Annotated in this window: 17 protein-coding genes; 3 read left to right on the forward strand and 14 right to left on the reverse strand. The window is 68.6% G+C overall.

Annotated elements, in window-relative coordinates; genetic code table 11:
* The first annotated feature begins 35 nt into the window (after positions 1-35).
* Complete coding sequence (locus L3Q65_RS34400) at positions 36-377, forward strand: hypothetical protein (protein WP_182892754.1); 342 nt, start codon at positions 36-38, stop codon at positions 375-377.
* A 4-nt stretch (positions 378-381) separates the two neighbouring features.
* Here the strand turns inward: L3Q65_RS34400 and L3Q65_RS34405 are convergent, their stop codons facing one another.
* Both L3Q65_RS34405 and L3Q65_RS34410 read right to left on the reverse strand, forming a co-directional pair.
* Entirely contained in the window at positions 382-1,545 is a 1,164-nt protein-coding gene (locus tag L3Q65_RS34405; protein ID WP_237597570.1) for a lactate 2-monooxygenase, read from the reverse strand.
* 9 nt (positions 1,546-1,554) lie between these two features.
* Entirely contained in the window at positions 1,555-3,051 is a 1,497-nt protein-coding gene (locus L3Q65_RS34410; protein ID WP_182892756.1) for an aldehyde dehydrogenase family protein, read from the reverse strand.
* 200 nt (positions 3,052-3,251) lie between these two features.
* Between L3Q65_RS34410 and L3Q65_RS34415 the strand changes: the two genes are divergently transcribed.
* Positions 3,252-3,887: an MBL fold metallo-hydrolase gene (locus L3Q65_RS34415; RefSeq protein ID WP_182892757.1), complete on the forward strand. Its 636-nt coding sequence runs from the start codon at positions 3,252-3,254 to the stop codon at positions 3,885-3,887.
* On the opposite strand, the gene L3Q65_RS34420 is transcribed toward L3Q65_RS34415, so the two are convergent.
* The 6 genes from L3Q65_RS34420 to L3Q65_RS34445 all read right to left on the reverse strand — a co-directional run bounded on the left by L3Q65_RS34420 (position 3,884) and on the right by L3Q65_RS34445 (position 9,211).
* Positions 3,884-4,582: a DUF2334 domain-containing protein gene (locus L3Q65_RS34420; RefSeq protein ID WP_182892758.1), complete on the reverse strand. Its 699-nt coding sequence runs from the start codon at positions 4,580-4,582 to the stop codon at positions 3,884-3,886. The two genes, L3Q65_RS34415 and L3Q65_RS34420, sit on opposite strands and share 4 nt — an antisense overlap.
* Before the next feature lie 90 nt (positions 4,583-4,672).
* The gene (locus L3Q65_RS34425; RefSeq protein ID WP_182892759.1) at positions 4,673-5,533 is read right to left on the reverse strand and encodes a class I SAM-dependent methyltransferase; all 861 of its coding nucleotides are present in this window, start codon (positions 5,531-5,533) and stop codon (positions 4,673-4,675) included.
* Between the two features lie 71 nt (positions 5,534-5,604).
* On the reverse strand, positions 5,605-6,129 hold the full coding sequence (locus L3Q65_RS34430; protein ID WP_370648233.1) for an NADPH-dependent FMN reductase: 525 nt from the start codon (positions 6,127-6,129) through the stop codon (positions 5,605-5,607).
* Positions 6,130-6,578: 449 nt separating this feature from the next.
* Positions 6,579-7,415, reverse strand: a complete 837-nt coding sequence (locus L3Q65_RS34435) for a patatin-like phospholipase family protein (RefSeq protein ID WP_182892761.1) — start codon at positions 7,413-7,415, stop codon at positions 6,579-6,581.
* A gap of 30 nt (positions 7,416-7,445) precedes the next feature.
* Positions 7,446-8,267: a helix-turn-helix transcriptional regulator gene (locus L3Q65_RS34440; protein ID WP_182892762.1), complete on the reverse strand. Its 822-nt coding sequence runs from the start codon at positions 8,265-8,267 to the stop codon at positions 7,446-7,448.
* A gap of 62 nt (positions 8,268-8,329) precedes the next feature.
* Positions 8,330-9,211: a phosphoribosylaminoimidazolesuccinocarboxamide synthase gene (locus L3Q65_RS34445; RefSeq protein ID WP_182892763.1), complete on the reverse strand. Its 882-nt coding sequence runs from the start codon at positions 9,209-9,211 to the stop codon at positions 8,330-8,332.
* 47 nt (positions 9,212-9,258) lie between these two features.
* Here L3Q65_RS34445 and L3Q65_RS34450 point away from each other — a divergent pair, with 47 nt between their 5' ends.
* The gene (locus L3Q65_RS34450) at positions 9,259-10,053 is read left to right on the forward strand and encodes an S-adenosyl-l-methionine hydroxide adenosyltransferase family protein (protein WP_182892764.1); all 795 of its coding nucleotides are present in this window, start codon (positions 9,259-9,261) and stop codon (positions 10,051-10,053) included.
* Here L3Q65_RS34450 and L3Q65_RS34455 read toward each other — a convergent pair.
* The 6 genes from L3Q65_RS34455 to purB all read right to left on the reverse strand — a co-directional run bounded on the left by L3Q65_RS34455 (position 9,936) and on the right by purB (position 15,645).
* Positions 9,936-10,823: an MOSC domain-containing protein gene (locus L3Q65_RS34455; RefSeq protein WP_237597571.1), complete on the reverse strand. Its 888-nt coding sequence runs from the start codon at positions 10,821-10,823 to the stop codon at positions 9,936-9,938. The two genes, L3Q65_RS34450 and L3Q65_RS34455, sit on opposite strands and share 118 nt — an antisense overlap.
* A gap of 178 nt (positions 10,824-11,001) precedes the next feature.
* Positions 11,002-11,742 (reverse strand): amino acid ABC transporter ATP-binding protein, encoded by a 741-nt coding sequence (locus tag L3Q65_RS34460; protein ID WP_182892766.1) that lies wholly within the window; start codon positions 11,740-11,742, stop codon positions 11,002-11,004.
* Entirely contained in the window at positions 11,739-12,482 is a 744-nt protein-coding gene (locus L3Q65_RS34465) for an amino acid ABC transporter permease (protein ID WP_182892767.1), read from the reverse strand. The genes L3Q65_RS34460 and L3Q65_RS34465 overlap by 4 nt, the downstream gene beginning before the upstream one ends.
* Before the next feature lie 4 nt (positions 12,483-12,486).
* Positions 12,487-13,248: an ABC transporter substrate-binding protein gene (locus L3Q65_RS34470; RefSeq protein WP_237597572.1), complete on the reverse strand. Its 762-nt coding sequence runs from the start codon at positions 13,246-13,248 to the stop codon at positions 12,487-12,489.
* A 20-nt stretch (positions 13,249-13,268) separates the two neighbouring features.
* On the reverse strand, positions 13,269-14,072 hold the full coding sequence (locus tag L3Q65_RS34475) for an ABC transporter substrate-binding protein (protein ID WP_237597573.1): 804 nt from the start codon (positions 14,070-14,072) through the stop codon (positions 13,269-13,271).
* A 145-nt stretch (positions 14,073-14,217) separates the two neighbouring features.
* Positions 14,218-15,645 (reverse strand): adenylosuccinate lyase, encoded by a 1,428-nt coding sequence (gene purB / locus L3Q65_RS34480; protein WP_182892770.1) that lies wholly within the window; start codon positions 15,643-15,645, stop codon positions 14,218-14,220.
* Positions 15,646-15,674: the final 29 nt, after the last annotated feature.

Genomic DNA, 15,674 nt, shown 5'->3' on the forward strand with positions numbered 1-15,674 from the left:
CGGAATTGTCGTACCCCGTCGTTACAGTCGGCCCCATGAGCACCTCCCTCTACTACAACGCGAGCCGGGCATCCGCGCTCACCGCTGCCGAGACCACCGCCATCGAGCGCATCGTCACCGCCCGGCAGGCGTCTTTTCCCTGTCCCGACGAGGAATCCCTCTTCCTGTACGAGGAGGGCGGCGACGAGCCGGACGCGATCGTGGCCGGGTCCACCAAGATGCCGTTCGAAGTCGACCACGTGATGCCGGTGCTCGAACACGTCCTTGGTTCGGTGACCGAGTTGCGCCGTGCCCTCCCGGACGCGCAGTGGCACGTGCACCTGGACGATTTCGACATCCCGTGGGACGAGAGCGAGGGGTATTTTCTGCCCTCGTAAGCGGCTAGCCGACTCTCCGCAGTGCCTCGCGGGTGAGGTCGGCCAGGGTCGGATAGCCGTCGACGGCCATGATCAAGTCAGCTTCGGCGAGCAAGGTACGCAGCACATGGACAACGCCGTCCTCACCAGCCAACGACAATCCCCAGGCGTACGGGCGGCCGACGCCTACCGCGGTCGCGCCCAAGGCCAGCGCCTTGACCACGTCGGCTCCGGAGCGAACGCCGGAGTCGAACAGCACCGGCGTGCCGTCCGCGGCGTCGACCACTTCGGCCAGGCAGTCCAGCGCCGGGAGGCCGCCGTTGGCCTGCCGTCCGCCGTGATTGGAGCAGTAGATCCCGTCGACCCCGCCGTCGATCGCGCGGCGGGCGTCGTCGGGATGCTGGATGCCTTTCACCAGCAGCGGAAGCTTGGTCAGGGACCGCAGCCAGGGCAGGTCTTCCCAGGTCAGCGGGTTGCCGAAAAGCTGAGCCCACAGTCCGACGGCGGCCGCCGGGTCGTCGTCGGGAGCCTTGCCGAGCCGTTTCCGGAACACCGGGTCGGTGAAGTAGTTGGCCAGGCAATGCCCGCGCAGCTGCGGGAAGTTCGCCGTCGACAGGTCGCGCGGCCGCCAGCCGGTCACCCAGGTGTCGAGCGTGACCACGATGCCGCGGAAGCCCGCCGCCTCGGCGCGTTGCACGAGCGAGGCGGCGACGTCACGGTCAGTTGGCGTGTACAGCTGGAAAAATCCGGGGGTGTCGCCCAGTTCCGGGACGAGCGTTTCCATCGGGTCGACGCTCAGTGTCGAAGCGACCATCGGCACGCCTGTTCGGGCGCTGGCCCGCGCGGTCGCCAAGTCGCCGTGGCCGTCCTGCGCGCACAGGCCGATAACGCCGACCGGCGCAAGGAACAGCGGCGACGGCAGGTTCATGCCGAACAGGTCCACCGACAGGTCGCGTTCCTGCGCACCCACGAACATCCGCGGGACCAGACCCCAGCGCTCGAATGCCTCGACGTTCCCGCGCTGGGTCCGCTCGTCGCCCGCTCCACCGGCCACATAGGACAGTACAGACGGCGGAAGCGCTTGTGCCGCACGCGCTTCCAGTTCCGCGTATGCCATCGGCAGGTCCGGAACGCGGCCGGACAGCCCGGCGAAGTAGATCTCGTGCTGGAAATCGCCGAAGCCGGGCAACAGTTCTCCTCAGCGCTTGCCGTGCAGGACGGTCACCAGCTTGGCGACCAGTGCGTCCGTGGATTCCTTGCGGGAGAAGGAAGTGAGCGTGAGCGGCGCGGTGAACCGCTGCCGGGCCACTGCCTTCGGGCGGGCGAACTCGCGCAGCCCCTCCGGGCCGTGGATCCGGCCGAACCCGGAGTCGCCGACGCCGCCGAAGGGCAGCGAGGCGATGCCGGCGAACGAAAGCGGCGCGTTCACCGAGGTCATGCCCGCGCGCAGCCGCGAGGCCAGCTCGGCGCCGCGCGCCCGCGAGAACACCGTGGAGCCGAGGCCGTACTTGGTCGCGTTCGCCTTCTCGATCGCTTCGTCCATGTCGCGGACCCTGGCGATGGTGACCGTCGGGCCGAACGTCTCCTCGCGCACCGCCTCGGAGTCCTCCGGGACGTCGACCAGCACGGTCGGCTGGACATAGCGGTCGCCGACGCTCTCCACGCCGCCGACCAGCGCTTTCCCGCCGCGCTTCAGTGCGTCCTCGATGTGGCTGCGGATCACCGAAAGCTGCGAGGGCATGGTGATCGGACCGTACTGCGCGTCCTCGTCGGAGCCGGCGCGCACGTTCTTCGCCTTCTCCACCACCCGCGCGACGAACTCGTCGGCCACGCGTTCGTGCACGTAGACGCGCTCGACGCCGATGCAGGTCTGACCGGAGTTGGAGAACGCGCCCCAGACAGTGGCGTCGGCCGCGGCTTCGAGGTCCGCGTCCGTGTCGACCAGCAGCGCGTCCTTGCCGCCCGCCTCGATCACGACCGGGGTGAGGGTGTTCGCGGCGGCGGCCATGATCTTCTTGCCGGTGGCCGCGGAGCCGGTGAACGCGATCTTGTCCACGCCGGAGCCGACCAGCGCGGCACCGGTCTCGCCGAAGCCAGTGATCAGCTGCAGCACCGGCTGCTCGGGCACGATCTCGGCGAACGCGTCGACCAGCCATTTTCCGACGCCGGGGGTGTACTCGCTGGGCTTGAAGACGACGGCGTTGCCCGCGGCCAGCGCGTACGCGATGGAGCCGAGCGGGGTGAACACCGGGTAGTTCCAGGGCCCGATCACGCCGACGACGCCGAGCGGGAGGTACTCGACGGTCGCGGCCTGGTTGGCCATGAGGAGGCCGGACGAACGGCGGTGCTTGCCGAGCACCTTGCGGGCGTTCTTCGCCGCCCACGCGATGTGCTCGATCGCCAGCACGCTCTCGAGCTGGGCGTCCGCGATCGGCTTGCCGGTTTCGTCGCGCACGACCTGGCACAGCTGCGGGAGCCGCCGGGTGAGCACGCCCTTCCAGCGCTGCAGCCGCTCCGCGCGCCCGGCGAAGCCGAGGCCGTCCCACCAGCGCGCGGCCGCCCTCGCCCGTTCGACAGCGGCGTTGACCTGCTCGGCCGTGTGCACCGGGTAGGTGCCGACGACCTCGTCGGTGGCCGGGCTGAGCGAATCGAACGTCTCGCCGACGGGCGTCGGCTTCGGCTGGACCGCGGTCATCGGCGTCTCCCCGTGTCGGTGAACCCCCAGGCTACGAGGTTGCTGACACTCTGCCAACAGTTGCCCGGGCTTCCCGCCAGCATGGCATCTCAGGAGCTGGCGCGGAAAGTCCTCCGACCGGGAGTCCTCGCTGCACACCCTCGTGGACCAGGCACGGAGCGTAGGGTTGAACCGACCGATCTTGGTAAGGAGAAAACCTGATGCGGATCGTCCATTTCGGACATTCCTGCGTACTGCTCGAGACCGCCGCGGAGCGGATTCTGCTCGACCCTGGCACGTTCTCCACCGGTTTCGAGAACGAGCGCGAACTGTCCGCGGTGCTGATCACCCACCAGCACTTCGACCACCTCGACGTCGAACGGCTGCCCGGCCTGCTCAAGGCCAACCCGGACGCGAAGCTGATCGTCGACCCGGGCTCGGCCGAGGCGATCGAGAAGCTGCACCTGGAGTTCGAGGTCGCACGGCCCGGCGACGCGTTCGAGTTCGGCGGCACGTCGGTGTCGGTCGTCGGCGGCGAGCACGCGGTGATCCACGCCGACATCCCGGTGATCCCGAACATCGGCTACCTCGTCGACCACGGCGCGTTCTACCACCCGGGCGACTCGTTCTTCGTGCCCGAGCAAAAGGTCGACGTGCTCGGCCTGCCCACCGGGGCCCCGTGGCTGAAGGCGGGCGAAGCCGTGGACTTCCTGCGCGCGGTCGCGCCGCGCCGTTCGGTGCCGATCCACGAGGCGGTGCTGGCCAACCCGGCAATGCACTACGGGCTGTTCCAGAACCTCGCTCCCGAGGGCACCGAGGTGAAGGTGCTGGATCGAGGCGTCGCGACGGAACTCTAGGCGGGAGCGGTGTGGCGCAGGGAGCCGTAAGTGCTCCCGAAAGCCCGGTTTTCCAGGGCGACGTCCACCGCGTCCAGCAACGCCTGCCGCAAGCCGGGGCGGCTGAGGTCAGCGGCGTCAATGCCAAGCCGCACCAACCCGCCTCGGCGCGCGGCCCGCGCGGAAGCCAGTACGAGCGCGAAGCAGCGGACAGTCTCCGTACGGTGGGACTGACTCGTGAAGTCCTGCACCCGCGCGCGCCGGACCTCGCCGGTCACCAGGTCCCGTACGGCGTTCTGGTCGGCGCACAGCGTGAAGCCATGCTCCCGCAACGCCTGCACAGTGCCAGGCGACGCCAGCCAACGCGGCGGCGCGAAGCCGTCGACAGTCACGCCGGTCGCATCGAGGGCAGCCTTCGCGGCGATGAGCCGAAGCCGTGCTTCGTGCGCGGGGAGCACGGCGAACTCAGCCTTGCGCCCCAGGTGCACGGCGCGATGCGTCGGCGGAATGCGGTGGTCGTAGCCATTGAGCAACACCGAGTCGCCCGCCGCGGCGCGCGTACGGACCCAGGCCGTGACGGGCCCGTCCTCGGTGCGCGCGACATGCAGGATCGACAGCGGGACGTGCCGACGTTCGAGTTCGGCCGCCAGATGCGCACAACGGTGCAGCGTGCGCGTGGTGACCCCGGACAGCGAGACCAGCAGGCGAGCATCCACACCACCATTGCGCCGCAGCCGTGTGGCGACCGCCTGACCGCTCCGTGAACTGCGAGTGAGACTTACCCGGCGGACAGTCACCGCTGGGTTTTATCCGGCTTTGCGGCAGTGCCAGATGAGCAGCGACGGCACGTCTTTCGCCGCCGCGGCCAACGCGTCCGGCACCAGGCCGTTCAGCGACCACGGCCAGAGATCCCACGGCCCGCCACCAGGCACGTAGCGCGGTTCCGCAGGTGCGGGCCTCGGTTCCTGACAGCTCACCGGCGCGAGGCCCGCAGCGAAGAACGCACGCAAGTAATCACCAACGCGGTGCTGCCTAGTCCGCACCCGAGCCGGGTCACCGCCGTCCGTGCGCACGGACGGGATCGATCCGCGCTGGACCTGCTCAGGATGCACATCCGAGAGAACAAGGTGCCCACCCGGCGCGAGTACCCGGGCAAACTCCGCGACCACCGGCATCAGATCCGGCACGTGCGGCAGTGCGAGGCCGCACAGCACGACGTCCTGCGACCCGTCGTCAACCGGAAGTTCATGCAGGTCAGCGACAAAAGTCGAGTCGGCCTCAGCGTGACTGAGCATCTCCGGCGAACCGTCGACGGCGACGACGCGGTGGCCGCGTTCGACCAGGAGGCGGGTGAGACGTCCGGTGCCGCAAGCAGCGTCGAGCGCACGCCCCGGCGGGATGGCGTCGAGGATCGCCGCGACGTGGGGCTCGTCAGCGAACGCGGCGTTCTCACCGGAGTCATACGCCGCTGCCCAGCGCGCATAACCGTCTCGCGGGGCGAGCTGCGCTACCTCGACCCCCTTGGCCAGGCCTTCGTCCGCCAGCAGCGCACGAATTTCAGCGAGCCGCGCTTCGACGAACTCGCGATCATGCTCGCCGGTGAACGCGCGGAGCAACGCCGCGCCTTCGATGCCGACGAGGTAAGCGAGGGGATGCTCGTAACTCACGCCTGCGGACGCTAACCGGGCAAATGCCGCAGTGCCACCGATTTTCGCGCTAGCCGACTGGGCTCAGCAACTCACGGATTGGCCGGTTTGGCCGCCTCCACCAGTCGCCGCACCGCGACCGCGATCCGCCCCCGCAGGTCGGGATCGATGAGGGCCCCGTTCTCGACGGCTTGGCGGGGAATCGGAATCCGCGCACAAGCGTCGTCGACGATGCGAGTGCCCGCGTAGGTGAGGGTTTTGCGGAGAGATTCGTGCGCGTCCGCACCCCCAGTCGGCGCGGCAACCGAAGACGCGTTGATCCACGCGACGGGTTTGCCGTACATCTCGCCGCCGCCGATCGTCCAGTCGAGCAGATTCTTGAAGGAACCCGGCAGGCCGCCGGCGTACTCCGGGGTGCAGAACAAGACGCCGTCCGCCGCCCCGATCGCCTCCCGCAACGCCGCGACTTCGACCGGCAACGGATCCCGGTCAAAGTCCGGATTGAAGTGCGGCAGCCCAGCGAGCCCACCGTACACAGTGGACGCCGTAAAGCCAGCCGCGGTCGCGATGACAGCCGCGTTGACCGAACCGGCCCGCAGGCTGCCGCTGATGAGCAGAAGCACGAGGCCCAGTGTGCCAGTGCCAGGGCGGCCGCGGGGTCGGCTTTTCGGGGCGCGCCTGACTTTCACCCACTGCAACCGCCCGAACGCAATCACCACCCGATGCCAGCCCTGACGCGCTTCCGGCGCGCGCCGACCTTGGCGGTGAACGCTTGGTGACGAACCGGGTTGCCCAGCGGAGCGCAGACTCCGGAGCAGCCTGAAGCCAACGCGTCCCGCTCCGACGCTGGCAGGGCTCGGCGACAGCCGGCCGGACACGACCTGCGCGCTGGCCTGGAGCCGACAGCGACCAGCCCTCGTCTGAATGCGGTGCCCAGCCCGCCGAGGTCAGCGACCAGCCCTCGCCTGAACGCGGCGCCCAGCCCACCGAGGCCAGCGACCAGCCCTCGCCTGAATGCGGTGCCCAGCCCGCCGAGGTCAGCGACCAGGCTGGTGCCAGGACGAACTCACTCCCACACCACCCCACCCCGTTGTCCCTGTGCCAAACCGGCCGCCGCGGCTGCGGAGCGGGTTTCCGGGTCCAGCGGGTTCGGACCGATCGCCGCGACCGATGCCTCGTCTGGTTCCAAGACCGCGACCTTCGCGCCTGCCGAGCGCAGATCCGCCACCACCTGACCGAACGGTCGCTCCGTCGGGAATGCCTCTGCCGCGCCCATCGGGACGACCACTGTCACCTGGGCGAAACCTGTTGCATAGTCGGCATTCGCGGAGGAGCGGACGCCGCCGTCGACATACCATCCTCCGTTGATCGGCACCGCTGGCCAGACGCCGGGCACTGCGCAGCTTGCCTCCACTGCGGCGACCAGCGAGACACCGGACGAGCGCTCGAACACCGATGGCTCACCGGTTTCCGCTTCTACCGCAACGATTTTCATCGCACGATCGGGCCAATCGTGGGACGGCAGGCGGGATTCGATCACTGCGCGCCGCCGCGGTTCCGGGACGGTTTTCGCGGCCAGGGCGTATTCTCCCATCGCCTGGCGGATTTCCGCCGCGGTGCCGCCGTCGGCCAGCACCGCGGCGAAATCCTCGCCGAACTTTTCCGGGTCGAACTCGGCCGCGATCTCCGCCGCTTGCAAGGACGGGTCGGTTTGCCTCGCGTACAACTGCGGCAGCGGCAGTCCGCTGCCCAGCTGTGCCGCCACCGCCGCACCCGCTGACGTGCCGATCAGCACGTCGGCATCGGTCACGTCCTGGCCCGCTTCCGCCAGCCCGGTCAGCAAACCGGTCGCCCACGCGATCCCGGCGACGCCACCGCCGCCCAACACCAAAGCTCGGCTCATGCCGCTCCTTTCACCGGCACCCACTCTGCCCTACGGCACCGACAACTTCCGAAGCGCCGACTCCAGCAGGGCGTCCGTCTCGGGTTTCGGCAACGACAGCTCCAGCAGCGTTTCCGCTACCTCACGGTATTTCGCGACCCGCGCAGGACTCGAACTGCTGGCACTTTCCCGCAGCAACCGCTCGTGGACGATCGAGGGCAGGTCCGCGAAATCGAAAATCGTGAACGCCCTGCCCAGATCGGGGCGGCGGTCCGCCGGGACCACTCGCACCTCGACCTTGCCTTCCGCCAGCCGCTCGCGCAGATGCCACAGCTGTTCCGCCATCGCTTCCGCGCCACCGATCTTCTTGTGCAGCGCCGTTTCCCCCAGCACCAACACACACCGCGCGCCCGAATCGAGCACCACTCGCCGCGACAGCCTCTCGGCTACGCGCGCATCCACTTCGTCCGCGGCAACGGCCGCAGAACTCGACAGCAGCGCTCGTGCGTACCCGCTCGTCTGCAACAGCTGCGGCACTGCTTCCGGCTCCCAGCCGAACACTGCCTCCGCCGTGCGTTCCCACTCCAGGTACGGCTCTTCTCCGCCGCTGTCTATCCAGTCCTGCTCTCGCGCTCCTCGCGCCATCTCCACTATTCGCCTGCGGTCCGGCCCGATCACCCTGCAGTGCGCCAGGACCGCTCCGATGTCCTCCGGCTTCGGCAGCCGCAGTCCTCGTTCCCAGTTCGTCACGAAACCAGGCGTCATCCCCAGCAACCGGGCCAACTCTCTTACACCCAGTCTTCTTCTCTCCCGCGCCGCGCGTAACTCCAGGCCCAATGCCCTCGCGCGCGGTGTTGCGTACGGTGTGGTCATGGTTGCAGTGTGTCAGGGGGTGCCGACAGTTTTCGGGGTTCTCTCCCCAGGACCCCCTCGGGCTACAGCCAGTCCTCCAGCGACAACCCCGTCATCCTCTCGTACGCCTCCACGTACCTTCCCCTCGTCGCCTCCACCACTTCACTCGGCAACGGCGGCGGCTGTACGTTCGACGCCCTCTCCCAGCCCGACTCCGGGCCCGTCAGCCAATTGCGCACGTACTGCTTGTCGAACGACGGCTGCACCCTTCCCGGCTCGTACCCCTCCGCCGGCCAGTACCGCGACGAATCCGGCGTCAGCACTTCGTCCGCCAGCACCAGCGCGCCCGTCTCGTCCACGCCGAACTCGAACTTCGTGTCCGCCAGCAGGATTCCGCGCTTCGCCGCCACTTCCGCGCCACGGCGGTACACCGCGAGCGTCGCCTCGCGTAGCTCCTCCGCGCGCTTCGCACCGATAGTCGCGACCACTGCGTCGAACGAAACGTTCTCGTCGTGCTCGCCGAACGCCGCCTTCGTCGCGGGCGTGAAGATCGGCGACGGCAGCTTCGAGGCCTCCACGAGCCCTTCGGGCAGCTCTACGCCGCACACTGCGCCCGTGCGCTGATAGTCCGAGTAACCGGACCCCGTGAGGTACCCGCGCGCGACAGCTTCGACCGGAAGCATGTCGAGACGGCGGACGAGCAGCGCGCGCCCGCGTACCTCTTCAGGGATGCGCGGGTCGTCGTACGCGACAAGGTGGTTCGGGACCAGGTCCGACAGCTGCTCGAACCAGAACACGCTCATCGCCGTGAGCACGCGGCCCTTGTCGGGGATGGGCGTGTCCAGGATGAAGTCGTAGGCGGAGATGCGGTCCGAGGTGACCAGCAGCAGGTGGTCGTCCCCGACCGCGTACAGGTCCCGGACTTTTCCGGCAGCGATCTTCGGGTAATCGGCGAGCGTCGTCACTGCTGCACCCTAACCCGAGCACCGCTACAGCGAGGATGATGCAGGTCATGGCCTACCGCTGGATTTCGTTCACCTCCGACTACGGGCTGCACGACGGCTTCGTGGCCGCTTGCCACGGGGTCATCGCCGGCATCGCGCCCGACGTACGCGTTCTCGACGTGACTCACCTCGTCCCGCCGCAGCAGGTGCGCTCAGGCGCGGCAGTGCTCGCGCAGACCGTGCCGTCGCTGCCTAAGGCAGTACACCTCGCTGTCGTCGACCCAGGCGTCGGCACTGAGCGCCGCGGCATCGTGGTGGTCGCGACGCACGGCATCCTGGTCGGCCCGGACAACGGCCTGCTCCTACCCGCCGCAGAGGCACTAGGCGGCGTGTACGCGGCGTACGTGATCGACGTGCGCACCCCGACGTCCGCGACCTTTCACGGCCGCGACATCTTCGCGCCGACCGCCGCGCGGATCGCGATGGGCGCACACCCCGGTTCCTTCGGCCCCGCCATCCGCGACCTGGTGCGACTGCCGGAACCGCTGGTCGCGGCGTTCCCGGGCAAGCTCGTGTCGGACGTGCTGACGGTCGACCACTTCGGCAACGTCCAGCTCGCCGCCACCCCCGCCGACCTCGAACTGACCGGGTTGACCGGTGCGGTGACCGTGCACAGCGAGCACGTCGCGGTGCCCGCCACGATCGGCCGGACCTTCGCCGACGTGCCGCGGGGCGCGAACCTCGTCTACACCGACTCGGCGGGCAAGCTGGCCGTCGCGGTCAACGGCGGTTCGGCGGCTTCGGTGCTGCGGATCGGGCCGACCGAGGAATGCACCATCACCTCGTCGCCGACCGCCAGCTGACCGGGCCGGGTCACTGCCGCCTTCATGCCGAAGAGGACGCCGCCCGCCGGGTCGCGGTGGTACGCCGCGAGCGAGCGAATCGGCTCCGGGCCGGACCGCTTGCCGGTTTCCTGATCGACCATCGGCACCGCGCAGCGGACGCACAGCTTCGCGTAGGCGAACTCGGCTCCGCCAGCTTCCATCCGGCGCACCGAATCCTCGGCGTGCGGTTCCGCCCAGCCGCGGATCACGAGATTGGGCCGGAACCGGTCCATGGGCACGGGTTCGCCGCCGCGCTCGGCGATGCGTTCGTTGAGGTGGTCCAAAGAGGACTCGGAGATGACGAGGATCGCGTGGCCATCGGCGAACCGCGCGGTGCCAGCGGTCTCACCGCTCGTGACGCGGTCATGCTCCGGGGTGACGCCGAGCAACACGGACGGCTGGCCGACCACGGTGGAGAACCACTCAACGGCGTCGGCGCCCTGGTGGACGCCCTCGCCGGTCCAGGTGAAGGTGGACGCGGGGTGGCGTTGGCCGTCCTTCTGGACCTCGATGGTCAGGTCTTCGATGCCGGGCGCGGACAGGGCGAGGCGAGCGCCGCCGTCCAGGAGGCGGGGCCGGATTGCGGCCATGACCGGGAAGCGGCGCTGGCTTCGGAAGTCGCCGTCGGCCGCGGCGACGATGAACTCGCGGTCGTGCGCGAGACCGGCCGGGGTCACGTCGGCGGACTGGACGGTCGTGCCGGCACAGCCTTTGACCGGGTAGTACGTGAGCCGCGAGATCGTCCCCATGGGGTTCACGGTACCTGCTCGTCCGAAGGGGACCGGGCGTCGCAGCCATCCCGCTGGGGCCGCGTTCCCGCGAAAGTCCGTGCGGGGAACCCCGACGGAATCAGATTCCCCCAGGGTTCCCTCGCCGACCTCGGCATCGCACGCCGGGCCGTCGCCGGGCGTTAGGGCGGTCAGCCGATCACAACACCTGTGACAAAAACTGCTGCAACCGAGGGCTAGCCGGTGCCTCGAACACCTGCTCCGGCGTCCCCTGCTCCACGATCCGGCCAGCGTCCATGAACGCGACCTCGTCGGCCACGCTCCGGGCAAACCCCATCTCGTGCGTCACCACGATCAACGTGAGACCCCGCGAAGCCAACCCAGCCATCAGGTCCAGGACGCCCTTGACCAACTCCGGGTCCAGCGCACTCGTGGCCTCGTCGAAGAGCATCACTTCCGGTTCCATCGCCAGCGCACGAGCGATCGCCACCCGCTGCTGCTGGCCGCCGGACAGCGCAGCCGGGCGGTACGGGGCCTTGTCCGCGAGCCCGACTTCCGCCAGGCGCGTCCGGGCGACCTCGGCCGCGTCCTCTTTGGACAGACCGCGCACGCTGCGCAGCGGCAGCACGATGTTGTCCAGCACCGAACGATGCCCGAAAAGGTTGAAGTGCTGGAAAACCATCCCGACCCGCTGGCGCAGCGCGTCCGGATCCGAGGCGATAACGCTCTCCCCGTCCAGCAGCAAATCACCGCTGTCGGGCTCCTGCAAGCGGTTCACACAGCGCAGCAAAGTGGACTTGCCGGAACCGGACGGGCCGATCACGCACGTGGTGCTGCCGCTGGGCACCTTCAGGTTCACCCCGCGCAGCACCTCCAGCGTCCCGAAACGAACGTGGATGTCCTTCAGTTCCACCGAAGAAGAACGAATCGCCGTGCTCATATCGCCGCTCCGCCCGCGAGCATTTCGTTGTTCTCCGCTGTCACCTTGCGGCCGGTTTGCAGCCGCTTGTCGATGTAGTTCACCAGGTGCGTCAGCGGAACCGTGATCACCAGGTAGACGGCACCGGCGGCCACCAGCGGCGACAAGTTGCCCGTGTTGGCCGCGAGGTCCTGGCCAATCCTGAACAGTTCTCGTTGCGAGGTAAGGAAACCGAGGAAGTACACCAGGGTCGAGTCCTTCACCAGCGCGATGAACTGGTTCACCAGCGCGGGCAGCACCCGCCGAACGCCCTGCGGGATCACCACCAGCAGCATCGCCTTGGAGTAGCTCATGCCGAGCGCGCGGCTCGCCTCCAGCTGTCCTTTGTCGACGCTCTGGATGCCCGCCCGGAAGATCTCGCCGATGTACGCGGCGGCGATCAGGCTCAGCGCGGCGATGCCCAGCGGGTACGGGTTGTTGCCCACCACATTGCGGGCGAGCAGGCCGACGCCCTGACCGATCACCAGGATGGTCAGGATCGCGGGCAGCCCACGGAAAATGTCCGTGTACACCCGCGCCGGCCAGCGCAGCCAGCGTTTCGCGGACAGGCCCATCACCGCGAGCACCATGCCGAGCAGGGTCCCGATGACAGCCGCCGCCACCGAAAGGATCAGGGTGTTCAGCAGGCCGGTCTTGAGCAGGTCCGGGAAAACCTCCCAGATGTACTGCCAGTTCAGGAAAGTGTCGAAAAACTGATCCATCAGGCTACTTCGTCTTGAAATCCGCGGGAACCGGAATGCTCGGCTCGAACTGCTGGTGCACCTTCGCCCAGGTGCCGTCCGCGACGGCCTTCTTGATGCCGTCGTTCAGCTTGCCCAGCAGTTCGGTGTTGCCCTTCCGCACCGCGTATCCGTGCGGGATGCTGGTCGTGATCGCCTTCGTGACCTTCAGCTCGGGGTTCTTGGTCGCGTAGTCCTCCGCGGACACCTGGTCGAACACCGCGCCGTCGATCGCCGAGGACTTCAGCGCGCTCAGCGCCGCCGCGTCGTTCGGGAACCGGACCGCCTGCGCTTTCGGCGCGTTCGCGGCGAGCCAGGTGTCCGACACCGTGCCCTGCACCACGCCGATCCGCTTGCCGGTCAACGAGTTCTCGTCACTGATGCCCGCGCTCGCCTTCGCTTCGATGCCGAGCGACTGGTAGTTGTACGGATCGCTGAACGCCACCGTCTTCTTGCGCTCGTCGGTCTGCGCGATCGCCGAGCTGCCGATGTCGAACCGGCCGTTCGCGACGCTGCCGAGCAGTGCCGAGAAATCGGTCGCCACGAATTCCAGCTTCAGGCCCTCTTTCGCGGCGATATCCTTCAGCAACGCGTTGTCGAAGCCGGTGAATTCGCCGTTTTCCTGGTACGCGTTGGGCCGGGAATCGCTCAGCGTCCCGACTCGCAGGGTCTCGCCCGCGTCGCCACCGCACGCGGTGAGACCGGCGACCAGTGCCGCCGCGAAGGCGGTGACGATCAGTTTCTTCATGCCACCAGTGTGCCTGGGCATCAGGAGTTCGCCACCGGGAGGCCGGGGCCGCCCTTCTCCAGCTCCTTCGCGACCGGCGCCTCCTTGAAGAACTGCGCGTGCAGCCGGGCCGCGGTGCCGTCGGCGATCGCCTTGGCCAGTCCGTCGTTGATCTTCTTCAGCAGCTCGGGGTTCGACTTGGCGACCGCGAAAGCCGACGGGGTGTCCTTGTCCGCGACCGTGTAGCCGAATTCGAGCGGAATCGTCGGGTTCTGGTCGATGTACTTCTGGCCGATGTCCTTCGGCACGACCCAGCCGTCGAGACCGCCGGTCTTCAGCTGCGCGAAACCGGCGTTGTAGTCCGGGAACCGGACAACCTGCGCACCGGCGAGCTTGCCGGCGAACTCGTCCTGCACCGAACCCTGCACGACGCCGACCCGCTTGCCCGCGAAGGAGTTAGCGGCGGGCAGCGCGGCGCCCTTCTTGCTGACGACGGTCGTGTAGCTGGTGTCGTAGCCGTTGCTGAACGCCACGGTCTTCTTGCGCGCGGCGGTCGCGGAGATCGTTGAGCTGCCGATGTCGAGCTGGCCGCCGGCCACCTTCGCGAGCAGGCTGGAGAACTCGGTGCCGACGAAGTCGACATTGAAGCCCTCGCGCTTGGCGATGTCCCGCAGCAGTTCGTTGTCGTACCCGGTGAACTGGCCGTTTTCGAGGTAGATGCTGGGCGGGGCGTCGGTGAGGGTGCCGACGCGCAGGGTCTCCCCGGAAGCGTCCGAGGATCCGCACGCCGTAAGGCCCGCGGTGGCGGCGACTACGACGGCGAGCGTGCTGAGGATCTTTCTCATGACTTCTTCCTGAATATCCGGCGTGCGCAGACAAGAAGCGCCAGGCCGCGGGGTGGCGGCCTGGCGCTTCCGGGTTCGGCACGAAGACTAAAAGCTTCGCCCGATCGAGTAATGCCGTCTCAGCACGTGGACGACGTGCGCGCACTCACAGAATCGGCTGCGGCGCGTACGCCGCGGCCTCCGGGAATCGCTTGAGCACGTCCTCGACGCGCGCTGCGACCTCTTCGACCTGGCGCGGGGCGACGCCGGTGAACGAGATCCGGTCGGCGAGGAGTTCGTCCAGGTCAGCGCGGTCGAGCGGGAGGCGTTCGTCGGCCGCGAGCCGGTCGAGGAGGTCGTTCTCCGCGCCGCGTTCACGCATCGCTAGGGCGACCCCGACGGCGTTCTCCTTGATGGCCTCGTGAGCCGTCTCACGCCCGACGCCCCGGCGCACCGACGCCATGAGCACCTTCGTGGTCGCGAGGAACGGGAGATAGCGATCAAGCTCACGCTCCACGACGGCCGGGAACGCGCCGAATTCGCCGAGCACGGTGAGGAAGGTTTCGAGCAGGCCGTCGAGCGCGAAGAACGCGTCCGGCAGCGCGACGCGGCGCACCACGGAATCCGAGACGTCGCCCTCGTTCCACTGGTCGCCGGCCAGTTCGCCGATCATCGACAGGTAACCGCGCAACACCACCGCGAGACCGTTCACGCGCTCGCACGAGCGGGTGTTCATCTTGTGCGGCATGGCCGACGAGCCGACCTGGCCCGGTTTGAAGCCCTCGGTGACCAGCTCGTGCCCGGCCATCAGCCGGATCGTCTTGGCGAGGCTGGACGGCGCGGCGGCGAGCTGGACCACAGTGGACAGCACGTCGAAGTCGAGCGAACGCGGGTACACCTGCCCGACGCTGACGAACCGGTTGCCGAAGCCGAGGTGCTCGGCGATCCGGGATTCCAGCTGGTCCAAAGTGGACTCGTCGCCGAGCAGGTCGAGCATGTCCTGCGCGGTGCCGACCGGGCCCTTGATGCCGCGCAGCGGGTAGCGCTCGATCAGGTTGTCCAGCCGCGAGAACGCGACGAGCAGCTCGTCGGCGGCGGTCGCGAAGCGCTTGCCGAGCGTGGTCGCCTGCGCGGCGACGTTGTGCGAGCGGCCGGCCATCACCAGGTCGGAGTGCTCGACGGCGAGCGCGGCCAGCCTCGACAGCACCGCGGCGACGCGGCCACGGACCAGCTCCAGCGAGCGCAGCTGCTGCAACTGCTCGACGTTCTCGGTGAGGTCGCGCGAGGTCATGCCCTTGTGCACGTGCTCGTGCCCGGCGAGGGCGTTGAACTCCTCGATCCGGGCCTTCACGTCGTGCCGGGTGACGCGTTCGCGCGCGGCGATCGAGTCGAGGTCGACCTGCTCGACCACGCGCTCGTAGTCGTCGAGGACGCCGTCGGGCACCTCGACGCCCAGTTCGGCCTGAGCCCGCAGCACGGCGAGCCACAGCCGCCGCTCGAGCACGACCTTGCGTTCGGGCGACCAGAGCGCCACCAGCTCAGGCGAGGCGTAGCGGGCGGCGAGCACGTTCGGAATGCGGGGCTTGTCCGTCACGCGGCCACGATACCTGCGCAGGTCAGCGC

Origin of the sequence: Amycolatopsis sp. FU40, from assembly GCF_021903635.1 — a bacterium.
Lineage (GTDB): Bacteria > Actinomycetota > Actinomycetes > Mycobacteriales > Pseudonocardiaceae > Amycolatopsis > Amycolatopsis dendrobii.

Excerpts from the sequence above, each read along its gene's own strand:
- L3Q65_RS34470 (WP_237597572.1), bottom strand. The coding sequence starts at position 13,248 with ATGAAGAAACTGATCGTCACCGCCTTCGCGGCGGCACTGGTCGCCGGT.
- L3Q65_RS34435 (WP_182892761.1), bottom strand. The coding sequence starts at position 7,415 with ATGAGCCGAGCTTTGGTGTTGGGCGGCGGTGGCGTCGCCGGGATCGCG.
- L3Q65_RS34450 (WP_182892764.1), top strand. The coding sequence starts at position 9,259 with ATGGCCTACCGCTGGATTTCGTTCACCTCCGACTACGGGCTGCACGAC.
- L3Q65_RS34415 (WP_182892757.1), top strand. The coding sequence starts at position 3,252 with ATGCGGATCGTCCATTTCGGACATTCCTGCGTACTGCTCGAGACCGCC.
- L3Q65_RS34475 (WP_237597573.1), bottom strand. The coding sequence starts at position 14,072 with ATGAGAAAGATCCTCAGCACGCTCGCCGTCGTAGTCGCCGCCACCGCG.
- L3Q65_RS34440 (WP_182892762.1), bottom strand. The coding sequence starts at position 8,267 with ATGACCACACCGTACGCAACACCGCGCGCGAGGGCATTGGGCCTGGAG.
- L3Q65_RS34400 (WP_182892754.1), top strand. The coding sequence starts at position 36 with ATGAGCACCTCCCTCTACTACAACGCGAGCCGGGCATCCGCGCTCACC.
- L3Q65_RS34460 (WP_182892766.1), bottom strand. The coding sequence starts at position 11,742 with ATGAGCACGGCGATTCGTTCTTCTTCGGTGGAACTGAAGGACATCCAC.
- L3Q65_RS34455 (WP_237597571.1), bottom strand. The coding sequence starts at position 10,823 with ATGGGGACGATCTCGCGGCTCACGTACTACCCGGTCAAAGGCTGTGCC.
- L3Q65_RS34410 (WP_182892756.1), bottom strand. The coding sequence starts at position 3,051 with ATGACCGCGGTCCAGCCGAAGCCGACGCCCGTCGGCGAGACGTTCGAT.
- L3Q65_RS34465 (WP_182892767.1), bottom strand. The coding sequence starts at position 12,482 with ATGGATCAGTTTTTCGACACTTTCCTGAACTGGCAGTACATCTGGGAG.